We start from the raw sequence: 12,269 nt of genomic DNA, 5'->3' as shown, positions 1-12,269 counted from the left end.
TTGAAACTATCTTAAATTATTTAAACGCTCTGCTTGACTTAAAACATCTGTAATACGTACACCAAAGTTTTCATCAATAACAACGACTTCACCTTTAGCGATTAAACGACTATTAACTAATATATCAACAGGCTCCCCTGCTAATTTATCTAACTCAATAATCGAACCACTTGATAGTTCTAAAATCTCTTTAACAGAACGTTTCGTACGTCCTAACTCTACAGTAACTTGCAATGGAATATCAAGTAGCATATTTAAATTTCTAGCTTCAGATTGAGAGATTACATTTGAATCAAAGCTAGCAAATTGTGCTTGTTGAACATTCACTGGCTGTGCAGGTCTCGCTGGTTGCGCAAACTGCTGTGGTTCCTGATAAACCGGTTGCTGCATAGTTGCTTCCGGCTGCTGATAAACAGGCTGTGCAGGCGGTGGCATAACAGGCGCTTGTTGTTGAACAGGTGGTGCTGCAATTGGCGGTGCCTCAGGTGCAATCGTTGCAGCCACAGGTTCTTCTATTGATTCAGTTTCACCTAATAGAGATTTTACGATGTTTTGACTAAATTTAAGCGGTAATAATTGCATTAAATTCGAATCAATTAAATTACCAATTCTTAATCTAAAAGATACTTTGACTAGCAAATCATCTTCAGGGATGTTTTCTCGACCTTCATTTTGAGAAATATTCATTAAATCAATTGTCGGAGGCGAAATATCCACTTTTTTGTTGAACACTGTCGACATAGATGTAGCCGCTGAGCCCATCATTTGATTCATGGCCTCTTGAACAGCACTTAACTGAATTTCTCCTAAGTCAGGTTTCGGATTTAATCCATCGCCACCTAACATAAGGTCTGCAATAATTGCAGCATCAGATTGTTTAATAACAAGTAAATTCATACCTGTTAAGCCAATCGTATATTCCACTTGTACAGCTACATAAGGATGTGGAAACTCCTCTTCTAATTTATTTCGATTAATCATTGATATACTTGGGGTAGTAATATCTACTTTTTGTCCTAATAATGCCGAAAGTGCAGTGGCAGAGCTCCCAAAGGAAATATTGCCTACCTCACCTAGTGCATCTTGTGCAAACGAATCAAGGTAATCCTCTACTCGTATATCATTTGTTTCATCAATTGAAGAAGCTTCAGTGCCGCTGTTTTTATCTTCCAACGTCTCGCCCCTTAATAGCGCTTCAATTTCTTCTTGGGAGAGCATTTCATCACTCATCTTCGTCTCCTCCTTTCAAAGGGTCGATAATCTGGATTGCTAATTTTTTGCCTTGCTTACCTGGTTGAACAGTGAATTTTGGTAATGTCCCTACCTTTAATAGAAGTGGATCATTAATTTTTTGCTCTAGCTGTATAACATCACCAACTTGCATTGTAAGGAAATCCTCGATCGTGATATCCGTTAGCCCTAATTCAACCGAAAGCGGTAATTTTGCTTGTTTTACGCGTGTTTCAAGCATTTTTGTTTGCTCTGGAGACATTTCTTTTGTATTTGTTTGCATCCAATAGCGAACAGAAAGATTGGGAACAATCGGCTCCAATACAACATGCGGAATACAAATATTGATCATACCGCTTGTTTCACCAATGATCGTATTTAATGAAATGACAACTACTGTTTCATTAGGTGAAATCATTTGTAAAAATTGTGGATTAACTTCAAGCTCCACTAAAATCGGATCAATTTCCGCTACATTTTCCCACGCCTCACGTAAATTGTCGAATGAGCGTTCAAAAAGGTTTGTCATAATTTTTGTTTCAATTTCTGTTAGATTATCTACATTACTATGACTCGCCCCACTACCGCCCATTAAACGATCTAGCATGGAATAGGCAATGTTCGGATTTATTTCCATCAATATATTACCATCTAATGGTGGCACTTCAAACACATTAATGAGCGTCATATTCGGAATCGAACGAACGAACTCTTCAAATGGTATTTGGTCTACTGATGCAACTGTAATTTGCACATAGCTTCTAAGCTGTGCAGAGAAAAAGGTTGTCAATAGTCGTGCAAAATTTTCGTGTATTCGGGTCAAACTTCGGATTTGATCTTTTGAGAATCGAAGCGCTCGTTTAAAGTCATAAACTTTAACCTTGCGTCCCTCATCCTCCTTTTTTATGTCATCTGCTGACATTTCCCCAGTCGATATAGCGGAAAGCAGCGCATCTATCTCGGATTGAGATAACACATCTCCTGCCATTTGCCCACCTCCATTTCAAGCAGTTTCTATTTTATTGAGTGATGAAGGAGGTAAAATATACTTCCTGGACTTCTCCCTCTTGCATCAATTCATTTACTCTAGTTTTTAATGATTTTTGGAAAATTTGCTTTCCTTGCTTACCTTCTAAATCTTTTTGCTCCATTTCAGAAAGTTCTTGTATAGCAATGTTTTGCACTTGGAAAACACGCTTTGTTAATTCTGCAGCAGCATCTTTGCTTGTCGTTTGAACTTTTAATGACAAGCGTACTACTCTTTTATCTGCAAGATTCGTTGTGATTTCCGGAATCTCCACTGTTGCCTCTACAATTTCATCAATGGTTGGTTCAATAGCTCCTGTCGGTTTATTAAATTGTGTAAGCAATACAAACAAAATAACCCCGATCAGTATGACTGCTACTAGCAAAATAATAATCATTGTTAACATTTTATTATTCTTCATCTTTTTCACCTCTTAGATGCGGGTTGGATAGTATTTGTATATTGTTATAAAAGGCAGTTACCTTTTGTCGCACCTCATCTTCACTCTCTAAAACAATTAATTTTGTTCCAGTTGTTAAAGTAATAGTCGTATCTGGAAATGATTCGACTGTTTCTATGTATAAAGCATTTAATGTAAATGCTTTGCCATTAAGACGTGTTAGTTCAATCATTGAATTAGGGCCGGGTCTAGCATGAGAGCCGGCCCGACCCTCCCTCATATGAAAATATGTTTGTTAAAACGTCCGTTATGAATGAAAGGACTATTCAATCATTAACGTTTTAAGTTTACTAGCTCTTGTAACACTTCATCTGATGTTGTAATAATACGAGTATTCGCTTGGAAACCACGTTGAGCAACAATCATCTCTGTAAACTCTTCAGATAAGTCAACATTCGACATTTCTACAGCTCCAGGCACTACTTTCCCCATCCCTGCTACAGTTGCTACTTGTCCATATGCAGCACCAGAGTTCGCTGTTTGTTGATAGTAGTTCCCACCACTCTTAGCAAGACCACCAGCGTTCGGGAATTTAGCCATAATCAGCTGTCCAGCCCATTTGCGCTCACCATTTAGGTCTACATATTCAATCGTGCCATTAGCTCCGATGCTAATCTCTTTAGCAGTCGTAGGGATACGAATTGGACCTACAGTTCCATCATCAGGTGTTAGTACACCATCATCATCAAATAAGTTTGCGCCTTCATCCCCTGAAGCAACTGGTGCATCATCTGGATTGATACCATCATCATCAGCTTCCATTACGATATCCTCTCCAGCAGATACACCTACTAAATATTTACCGTCAGCATTCACTAAATAGCCATTGCTATCCATATAGAAAACACCATTACGAGTAAATAGAGTATTGTTGAAGCCTTCTTCGTCTATGAAACCACTATCTGGATCAGGAGCACCATTTGCATCAGCTACCATGAAAAAGCCATCACCCTCAATTGCTAAGTCAAGACCACGTCCTGTACTTTGTAAGGAACCGCCCCCATGAATCGTATCAATGGCAGCTAATTGTGTACCCAAACCAACTTGTTGTGGATTCACACCACCTCGTGTAGCTGTTGCTGCAGATGCACCAGCTTGTGTTTGAGACATTAAATCTTTAAAAAGAACACGTCCTTTTTTAAAGCCAACAGTATTAACATTTGCAATATTGTTACCAATAACATCTAGCTTTGTTTGGAAATTTTTAAGACCTGAAATACCTGAATACATAGAACGTAACATAAGTTTTCGTTCTCCCTTCATTTTTTATTTGTGTGCTTCTATCAATCAGCATCACGAAGGCTTCCTTTCATAAGAAGGTCCAGCCTTTAAAGAACGATTGTGCCATCAATATTTGTAAATAATTGTTGTTTTGCTTCCGTGCGATCCATTGCTGTAATGACAGTAGCGTTTTTAGCACTGACAATTAAAGCTGCTTGATCCATCAAGACTAATGGCTGTTTAACACCTTTTGAGTGAGCTTCAAATACCTTATCCGAGACAACCTGCCATTCTTGTTCAGAGATGTCAATTTTACGCTCCATAATACGTTCATGCGCATGTTTGCTCACCTTCAGCTCTTGCTTTGATGCTTCCTGTAAATGGGCTTTAAAGGATTGCTGTGAATGAATGGACGTAGGTTGAGTTGCACGAATAGATGGATGCAAGGGTACACGATGAATTGAAAATTTATCCATCACTTTTCCCTACCTTTATTCGCTAATAACTGTAAAATCTTTATCCGTAAGTTTTTTATCATTATCTAATACGTAGTAAATAACGCCATCTTTATTGGAAACAGAGACGATTCTCCCTTGTAGTTCCTGCTCGCCATCTTGATATGTAACTTTTTTACCTATCAATTTACTCGCCTGAACAAGTGGCGTTTCTTGCACAGGATTATTTCCATTTGAACTTGTTCCAGAGCCAAGAATTCCAGAAATATTACCAGGCGTTATTTCCTTCCCATCTGCTAATTTGAAGACAACACTACCATCTACAAATTTCAAGGATTCAATCACACCTGATCCTTCATTTACAACTGGATCTCCTTTTTCATCTGTTTTATCTGTAATTTCATGCCATTTGACTTCTTTACCAACAAAGGTTGCATAGTTCATCATTTGTGTTTGTTGCTGTGATGCTAATAATGATTCTACTGCCTTTGTCATGTTCTGCATTTGTTCTAAAGAAGAAAACTGCGCCATTTGAGAAATGAATTCTCGGTCATTCATAGGATTTGTTGGGTCCTGATGCTGTAATTGGGTAATTAACAGTTGAAGAAAGGCATCCTTACCAAGTTCACTATTCCCAGTTTGTTTGGTTGGTTTTCTATAATTAGAATAGTAAAGATCGTCCGTTATGGATGTATTGGTTGCTTTAGATGTTGCATCCGCCATCAATTACACCTCCTCGTTTAATAAATAGTCACTAAATGACATCTCTTCATCGTCATCCTCAGTTTTTTGTTGCTGTTCTTCATCCTGTTGTTGTCTAAAGAAATTATTAAAGAAGTTTTGATCACGTTGCTGACGATCTGCATCCTGTAATGATTGGGCAATATCAAGACGGTCTACTTGAATGTTCTGCTGCACAAACGCCTGCTTTAGCTGATGTGCTTGACTATCAAGCATTTCACGTCCATGAGCTGTAGAAGCTAGTAGACGAGCTGTCAGTACACCATCATTTTGCACAAGCTCTATACGAATGGTTCCTAAATTTTCTGGATACAACTTAATCGTTAATCGTGTAATCCCCTGTGCATTAGAAATTTGAGCTCTATTGATAATGGCTTGCATTTCTTTTAATAAAGCCTCTGACTGTGCAGGTTTAGCAGTCGGTAATGTTACTTGGAACGTATCCGGTTTGGTTTGCACCGTTTGTGGTGTTACCATTTCATTAGAACTTGTCTCACTTTGCTTCGTCATTTGGACTTGCTGGAAGCCTTGTAATGACAATGTTCCTGTTGATTTGGTTGTTGTTACTTGTATTGTTTCTACTTGGGTTTGTAATGTCGTTAAAAGACTTTTAACGGTTGTTAACAAATTTTCTTGTGGAGCTGTTAAGTCCGATTTCTGTCCTACTAATTGTGCTAGCTTTAACACTTGAAGTAATTGCGTTGCTTCTTTTGGTGTTACTTGACCTTCTCCTTGTAATGCAGCACCTATTTGCGCTTGAAGAATTGGCGCTTGGGCATCTACTAAGGATAATAGCTCCCAAATATCACTAGCTTCTTTTTCTTCTCCTAATAGCTGCTGGACTATTTTTTGAAGCTGTTCATCATCAATACCTAATGCATTTAATATATTGTCCAGATCCAGCATTTCGTCCATAGACACTGCTTTACCGTCTTCTCCCAGTTGAAGGATTAACAAACCATCATCGTGGGGGATTCCTAATAAATCGAGTACCTCTTCCAATGAATCAGCGTTTAAAACCTGCTGTAAATCAGCTAGCTCATTATTTGGCGTAGTTTGAGCAGTTTGATTTGATTGAGCTGAGGAAGATAGGACTTGTCCAAAAACAGAGCCGAATTTCGATAAATTATCCTGTTTCGAAGTTCCGTTGATCTTCCCATCAGCACTACTAGCTGCTGTTGTTGGCTTTGTTGCCGCATTTTTAGTCGGTACTGATTGAGTGATCATTTTCATCATCGCTATATCCACTATTTTCACCTCCTTTCATGAACTCTATTGTTTAGCCATGAGCTCCGTATATTTTGCTGCATCTTTAGCGTCCATTTTCTCTAAAATTGCTGCTAGTTTATCAGGTTTTAAATTGGTTAAAATGCGCAGTGCTTCTGTATCACTCATATTGATTAATACAGGTGCTGCAGATTTCGGAGACATTTTATCGAAAGTCGATAGAATATCGTTGAAATCGCGCTTCACATCATCTTGCTGTCGATTTAATTTTTCAATTTCAAATTGAAGCTGCTCTTTTTCTATCGTGAGCTTCTCTTTTTCAGTTGTTGTCGTATCTAACTTTTTTTGCAGCTGTGTAATTTCTGCTTCTTTTTCTTGAATCTCTGCCTGTAAATTAACTATTTTCGAGTCATTGTTTACGACAGCATCTTTCGCTTGCTGTTCTTCTGACGGAACAAAAGGTAAACTGCCAATTGCCTTTTTACCTAAATCAAAAACATTTGTATTCATTAATGTAGCCACAACAAGTAAAACTGCTACGACAAACATAAGTGGCAGTACGATCCAAGTAAAAAACTTTAGAAAGCCTCCCGTTTTTTTCTTAGGCGGCTGTTCTACTAATTCCGCTTTCAATCGATTGTCTTTTCTCACCATGAAATCACCTGATTTCTCTCTTGTTATACGTTAATAATGAAATTTCATCTAAAAAAAGGCTTTCTATACGATCCTGCTCTTGTTTGAAAAGCTTAAAATCCTTTTCTCTCATTTTTTCAAATTTACGTACTTCCAAGTTTTTTTCTAATAATTTATCTTCGTGCCAATTCATTTTTGCACGAGCTTGTATCACTTTCTGCTGAACATCTGCAATTGTTTTTTCAAGACTATCAATAAAACGTGCGTAGTGATGAATTTCATCAATAGATGAACCAACCGTTAAACGATCCTGCTGGAAGGCAATTAAATCTTCTTTCTTTTTAAGCAAGTCATATAACTTCGTAGCCACTTCCTCAAAAGATCGGACAGATTCTTTATAGGCCATTTCAGTTTCGTTTTTTTCTTGCTCACGAATTGTTAATACTTTTTCAAAACGATACACATAGCTGACCATCTAGTTCACACCACCGTTCGATAAGGATATTAGCTCATTTACACTTTCTTCCAAGGTCACTTTGTCCAAATAGCCCTGTTTAAGATAAGTAGTAATAAGCGGTTCATAATGAATAGCTTCATCAATTTCTCTAGACGTCCCTCGTTTATAAGCGCCAATATTGATTAAATCCTCAGATTTGTCGTATGTATAATAAAGTTCTCTTAATCGTTCTGCAGCTTTTTTATGCTCTGGCTCTGCTACATGATTCATTAAACGACTAACACTTTTTAAAACGTTTATAGCAGGGTATTGACCTTTATTAGCTAAATTTCGATCAAGCACAATATGACCATCTAATATCCCTCGCACCGTATCAGCGATTGGTTCATTCATATCATCACCATCTACTAGGACCGTATAAAACGCCGTGATAGAGCCCTTTTCATTAGTACCTGTACGTTCTAATAATTTAGGTAAAATCGCAAATACAGATGGTGTATACCCCTTCTGTGCTGGTGGTTCACCTGTAGCCAGTCCAATTTCACGTTGAGCCATGGCAACACGTGTTACAGAGTCCATCATCAACATGACATTTAATCCACGATTTCTAAAATACTCGGCAATTGCTGTTGCAGTAAACGCCCCTTTTATCCTCATTAATGCTGGTTGGTCAGAAGTAGCAGCAACAACAATAGAGCGACTTAGACCTTCAGGACCTAAATCACGTTCAATAAATTCACGAACCTCACGCCCACGTTCTCCAATCAGCGCAATTACATTCAAATCTGCCTGCGTATTTCTCGCAATCATTCCAAGAAGCGTACTTTTTCCGACCCCTGAACCAGCGAATATCCCGACCCGTTGGCCATTACCAACCGTTAACATTCCATCGATAGCTTTAACGCCGACCTCAAGTCTTTCATTAATTGGCGGACGTGTTAGTGGATTTGGCGGATCTTGCTCTGTCGGAACCGTCATTAGTCCTTTTGGTAATAAGGTGCCATCAATAGGATTTCCCATTGAATCCAACACTTTTCCTATTAGCTCTGGGCCCACTTTTACTTCTAGTGGAGCCCCCGTCCCTTCAACAAGACAGCCAATAGATATTTCTCTTAAAGAAGTGAAAGGCATTAAAACAACAATTTCATCTTTAAAGCCCACCACTTCAGCTAAAATGATTTGGTGACCATTGTTTACAGTTTCCACATGAATTTTACAAACATCACCTATGGAACTATCTGGACCTTGCGACTCAATCATCAAGCCGACAACTCTAGTGACTCTACCAAACTTTTTAAAAGTTGGCATATGAGGAATATGTTCGATTAATTGAGCCGTCTTCATCTAGATCATTCCCTACTTTCTAATATTTCATGAAGCTTTAATCTTAGTTCGTTCAATTGCTCATCGATGCTCACAACTATACGTCCATGATTTGTTTCGATATAGCAATCTGTTTCATTGTTCAAATCTTCATTAACAAAAATCATGAATGGTACATCAACCGGGAACATTTCCGCTAATTCATCACGATTAGCAGTAATTAAAGCGTGATAGGTTGGCGACACATAAATTTTAATTTCTTTCATCTCTCTAGCTTCTTTTAAGCCTCTACGAACAATCGACACAAATAGATCGGGATCACGTTCTAAAGATGTGCCAATTATTCGTTCTGCTGTCGTTAGACCAAGCTCTAGCACCACAGCTTCTTGATCATCAATATATTTTTTTGCGTTTTCTTTTGCTTGATTAATGACCTCATTCGCAGTTTGAAGTGACTCGGCCATTGCTTCAGTGGATTTGTTCACACCGTCTTCATAGCCTTGGCCAAAGCCTTCATCATAGGCTTCTTGAACTCGATTCGGTCTTTCTTCTTCCCAACTTAACTTCAAATGCTCAATCTCTTGATAGTGCATGTGCTTTTCTTGCTCAAATGCTTCACGTTCTGCTTGTAAAGAAGCTCTAGCCTCTGCAAGCAAACGATCTCGCTCAGCCATTATTTCTTCTATTGTTAATTGATGTTGGGATGAAGCATCATCACCATCTTCCAAATCAAATCCTTCAAACATATCGCGAATTTGTATCTCTTTTACATTATCGCTATCGGATTGAGTGTAAATTGAACGGATGATTCTAGACAATGACGTCATCTCCTCCACCACGTGCAATAATGATTTCACCAGCATCCTCTAGGCGACGAATAACAGCAACAATTCGAGATTGGGCCTCCTCTACGTCACGTAAACGTACAGGTCCCATAATTTCCATTTCTTCTTTAAATGTTTCAGCCATACGTTGAGACATATTGCGGAAAATAATATCTTTTACTTCTTCGCTTGACACTTTCATTGAAAGCAGTAAGTCTTCGTTCTCACAATCACGAATAACACGTTGAATGGAACGATTGTCGAGTGTAACGATATCTTCGAATACAAACATGCGTTTTTTGATTTCTTCTGCAAGCTCTGGATCTTGAATTTCAAGTGCATCAAGGATCGTTTTCTCAGTTTGTCGATCAACACCATTCAGTACTTCAACGACTGCATCAATACCACCAGTTTCAGTGTAATCTTGGGTAACTGTAGATGATAATTTACGCTCTAACACCGATTCAATTTCACTAATTACTTCTGGTGAAGTCGATTCCATAACAGCTATACGTTTTGCAATGTCAGCCTGTACTTCCTGTGGTAATGAAGATAAAATCACTCCCGCTTGCCCTGCTTCTAAATAAGAAAGAATGAGGGCAATTGTTTGTGGATGTTCATTTTGAATAAAGTTAAAAATTTGTGCCGGATCAGCTCTCCGTGCAAAATCAAACGGTCGCACTTGTAACGAAGATGTCAGACGATTAATGATCGTCTGAGCTTGTTCTACACCTAGCGCTTTTTCTAATACTGTTTTCGCATAACCAATACCACCTTGCGTGATATAGTCTTGAGCTAGCGCAATATTGTGGAATTCTTCTATAATCTCTTCCTTGACGTTTGATTCTACTTTTTTAACACTTGAAATTTCTAATGTTAAACGTTCGATTTCTTCCTCTGTTAAATGTTTATAGACTGAAGCTGAAACTTCAGGTCCTAATGAAATTAACAAGAGAGCGGCCTTTTGTTTTCCGGTTAATTCCTTATCTTTCTTGGACACAGCCGAACCTCCTAGTTAGTCTTCAGCAATCCAACTACGCAGTAACTTCGCAAAATCGTCTGGCTTATCTTTTGCCATTTTTTCTAGCTGCTTACGACGCATTGTAGCTTCCGTTTCAATTTCTTCATTAATATCGTCAATCATTAAATCTTCTTGTTCTTCTAGGATACTTAGCTCTTCTTCTTCCTGCGCACGTTTACGAGAACGGATAATGAAGAATGCTAACAATACAATAACAGCTAATAAGATACCGCCAATAACCCAAACCCACCAAGGAATCATTGGTTTTTCATCAGCAACCTGTGTGGCCTTACCATATAGAGGCTGTACAGATACGGCTACTTTCTCATCAATTTGCTCTTGAGTAAGCTCAGCTGCTACGTCTTTAGAAATCGTTGTACGAACGATCGTGCTTAAAATTTTCTCAATATCTTCGCGAACACCGTCTGGTAATGACGCTGCATCTGTTGCTGTTGGTGGTTCAACAATCACTTGAATTCCAATATCTTGCACCTTATAAGGTGCTTCTTGAATATCTTTACGTATACGATTCACGTCATTGTTAATAGTTTCTTCTGTACGTTCATAATCACCGTTACCCGATGTACCTTCATTATAGGTAGTAAAGTTATCAGTAGTTGTTTCAGCTTCAGGTGTTCCAGTAGCGGCTGCCGCCCCTGTTCCAGAATATTGCTCAGTAATTCTTTGAGCACTAATGGCAATTCCTTCCATATTCTCTTCATCAACAGGTGTCACAAGATTTTCTTCGCGATTTTCCTTCTTGAAGTCAATATCCGTAGTGACAGAAACCATTACTTTATCTTGGCCCATCAACGTACCAAGCATATTTTGCACTTGACGTTGTAGATCACGTTCGACTAACTTTTTCATTTGTAATTGACCTTCAGCCGTTGCTGTAGATGTTCCATCTGTTGTGGCTGCATTCAAGTCAAAGTACTCTGAGAATTGGTTAGAGATTACGATGTTCTCAGTTTTTAAATTCGGAATACTTTTTGACACCAAATTATACATAGTTGTAATTTGCTGCTCTGTAAATTTATATCCTGGATCTGTATTTAATACGATAGATGCAGTTGCATCCTCTTTCACATCTGTTACGAAGACCCCTTCTTCAGGGACAGTAATCATTACCTTTGCATCTTTAACGCCTTCAAGGTTTCTAAAAAGCTTAGCAATTTCAGTTTCAGTGGCTGCTTTTTTTAATAGATTAAATTCGTTATCTGTCATCCCAAACCCTGAACTGTTTGCAAATGAGTAATCAATCGTACCCGTTTGTGGATATCCTTCTGATGCTAATTGCACTAATAAGGAGTCAACTTGCTCCTCAGGCACTAAAATAGATGTTCCGCCTGGCGCAATTTGATATGTTACACCTTGTGAATCCAGTGCTTCCTTTACTTGTCCAATTTCTCTTGTAGATAAATCTTTATAAAGTGGAACATATGTAGTTTTTGAAGCGAAAAACGTTACAATTGCAGCAAGAGCGATGACGCCTACCAAGGAGCCAATCATAACTATTTTTTGCTTTTTACTTCGACTTTTCCAAAATTGACTGGTGTCGTTTTTTATTTTCGTCAATCGTTCATTCATTATGAATCCTCCGGTTATAGTGAATAACCTAGCCATCAATAATTTGCGAACTTCAAGAGC

The 12,269-nt window shown here is 38.4% G+C and carries 14 protein-coding genes; all 14 read right to left on the bottom strand.

Annotation, left to right across the window (positions count from 1 at the left end; genetic code table 11):
- Positions 1–6 precede the first annotated feature (6 nt).
- Positions 7–1,230, bottom strand: coding sequence for a flagellar motor switch phosphatase FliY (gene fliY, locus MKY80_RS05025; protein WP_008180757.1), 1,224 nt, complete (start codon positions 1,228–1,230; stop codon positions 7–9).
- Positions 1,223–2,218 (bottom strand): flagellar motor switch protein FliM, encoded by a 996-nt coding sequence (gene fliM, locus MKY80_RS05020; protein WP_008180759.1) that lies wholly within the window; start codon positions 2,216–2,218, stop codon positions 1,223–1,225. Before fliM ends, fliY begins: the two co-directional genes overlap by 8 nt.
- 31 nt (positions 2,219–2,249) lie before the next feature.
- Positions 2,250–2,678 (bottom strand): flagellar basal body-associated protein FliL, encoded by a 429-nt coding sequence (gene fliL, locus MKY80_RS05015; RefSeq protein WP_008180761.1) that lies wholly within the window; start codon positions 2,676–2,678, stop codon positions 2,250–2,252.
- Positions 2,668–2,889, bottom strand: coding sequence for a flagellar FlbD family protein (locus tag MKY80_RS05010; protein WP_008180764.1), 222 nt, complete (start codon positions 2,887–2,889; stop codon positions 2,668–2,670). Before MKY80_RS05010 ends, fliL begins: the two co-directional genes overlap by 11 nt.
- A 101-nt stretch (positions 2,890–2,990) precedes the next feature.
- The gene (gene flgG, locus MKY80_RS05005) at positions 2,991–3,959 is read right to left on the bottom strand and encodes a flagellar basal body rod protein FlgG (protein ID WP_043990752.1); all 969 of its coding nucleotides are present in this window, start codon (positions 3,957–3,959) and stop codon (positions 2,991–2,993) included.
- An 86-nt stretch (positions 3,960–4,045) separates the two neighbouring features.
- Positions 4,046–4,414: a TIGR02530 family flagellar biosynthesis protein gene (locus tag MKY80_RS05000; protein WP_008180768.1), complete on the bottom strand. Its 369-nt coding sequence runs from the start codon at positions 4,412–4,414 to the stop codon at positions 4,046–4,048.
- A 15-nt stretch (positions 4,415–4,429) separates the two neighbouring features.
- Positions 4,430–5,116: a flagellar hook assembly protein FlgD gene (gene flgD, locus MKY80_RS04995; protein WP_043990753.1), complete on the bottom strand. Its 687-nt coding sequence runs from the start codon at positions 5,114–5,116 to the stop codon at positions 4,430–4,432.
- Positions 5,117–5,119: 3 nt separating this feature from the next.
- Positions 5,120–6,382, bottom strand: a complete 1,263-nt coding sequence (locus MKY80_RS04990) for a flagellar hook-length control protein FliK (protein ID WP_089985329.1) — start codon at positions 6,380–6,382, stop codon at positions 5,120–5,122.
- A gap of 24 nt (positions 6,383–6,406) precedes the next feature.
- Positions 6,407–7,015, bottom strand: coding sequence for a hypothetical protein (locus MKY80_RS04985; protein ID WP_008180774.1), 609 nt, complete (start codon positions 7,013–7,015; stop codon positions 6,407–6,409).
- A 4-nt stretch (positions 7,016–7,019) separates the two neighbouring features.
- Positions 7,020–7,469, bottom strand: a complete 450-nt coding sequence (gene fliJ / locus MKY80_RS04980; RefSeq protein ID WP_089985328.1) for a flagellar export protein FliJ — start codon at positions 7,467–7,469, stop codon at positions 7,020–7,022.
- Positions 7,470–8,795, bottom strand: coding sequence for a flagellar protein export ATPase FliI (gene fliI / locus MKY80_RS04975; RefSeq protein ID WP_008180778.1), 1,326 nt, complete (start codon positions 8,793–8,795; stop codon positions 7,470–7,472).
- A gap of 5 nt (positions 8,796–8,800) precedes the next feature.
- Positions 8,801–9,592: a flagellar assembly protein FliH gene (fliH, locus tag MKY80_RS04970; RefSeq protein ID WP_043990755.1), complete on the bottom strand. Its 792-nt coding sequence runs from the start codon at positions 9,590–9,592 to the stop codon at positions 8,801–8,803.
- The gene (gene fliG, locus MKY80_RS04965) at positions 9,585–10,598 is read right to left on the bottom strand and encodes a flagellar motor switch protein FliG (protein ID WP_008180783.1); all 1,014 of its coding nucleotides are present in this window, start codon (positions 10,596–10,598) and stop codon (positions 9,585–9,587) included. The genes fliH and fliG overlap by 8 nt, the downstream gene beginning before the upstream one ends.
- Positions 10,599–10,613: 15 nt before the next feature.
- Positions 10,614–12,209: a flagellar basal-body MS-ring/collar protein FliF gene (gene fliF, locus MKY80_RS04960; RefSeq protein WP_036123974.1), complete on the bottom strand. Its 1,596-nt coding sequence runs from the start codon at positions 12,207–12,209 to the stop codon at positions 10,614–10,616.
- Positions 12,210–12,269 lie beyond the last annotated feature (60 nt).

Source organism: Lysinibacillus sp. FSL R5-0849 (assembly GCF_038595075.1).
Taxonomy (GTDB): Bacteria; Bacillota; Bacilli; order Bacillales_A; family Planococcaceae; genus Lysinibacillus; species Lysinibacillus fusiformis.
This window is presented reverse-complemented; position numbering and strand designations above follow the sequence as displayed.

Excerpts from the sequence above, each read along its gene's own strand:
- fliY (WP_008180757.1), bottom strand. The coding sequence starts at position 1,230 with ATGAGTGATGAAATGCTCTCCCAAGAAGAAATTGAAGCGCTATTAAGG.
- fliM (WP_008180759.1), bottom strand. The coding sequence starts at position 2,218 with ATGGCAGGAGATGTGTTATCTCAATCCGAGATAGATGCGCTGCTTTCC.
- fliL (WP_008180761.1), bottom strand. The coding sequence starts at position 2,678 with ATGAAGAATAATAAAATGTTAACAATGATTATTATTTTGCTAGTAGCA.
- MKY80_RS05010 (WP_008180764.1), bottom strand. The coding sequence starts at position 2,889 with ATGATTGAACTAACACGTCTTAATGGCAAAGCATTTACATTAAATGCT.
- flgG (WP_043990752.1), bottom strand. The coding sequence starts at position 3,959 with ATGTTACGTTCTATGTATTCAGGTATTTCAGGTCTTAAAAATTTCCAA.
- MKY80_RS05000 (WP_008180768.1), bottom strand. The coding sequence starts at position 4,414 with ATGGATAAATTTTCAATTCATCGTGTACCCTTGCATCCATCTATTCGT.
- flgD (WP_043990753.1), bottom strand. The coding sequence starts at position 5,116 with ATGGCGGATGCAACATCTAAAGCAACCAATACATCCATAACGGACGAT.
- MKY80_RS04985 (WP_008180774.1), bottom strand. The coding sequence starts at position 7,015 with ATGGTGAGAAAAGACAATCGATTGAAAGCGGAATTAGTAGAACAGCCG.
- fliJ (WP_089985328.1), bottom strand. The coding sequence starts at position 7,469 with ATGGTCAGCTATGTGTATCGTTTTGAAAAAGTATTAACAATTCGTGAG.
- fliI (WP_008180778.1), bottom strand. The coding sequence starts at position 8,795 with ATGAAGACGGCTCAATTAATCGAACATATTCCTCATATGCCAACTTTT.
- fliF (WP_036123974.1), bottom strand. The coding sequence starts at position 12,209 with ATGAATGAACGATTGACGAAAATAAAAAACGACACCAGTCAATTTTGG.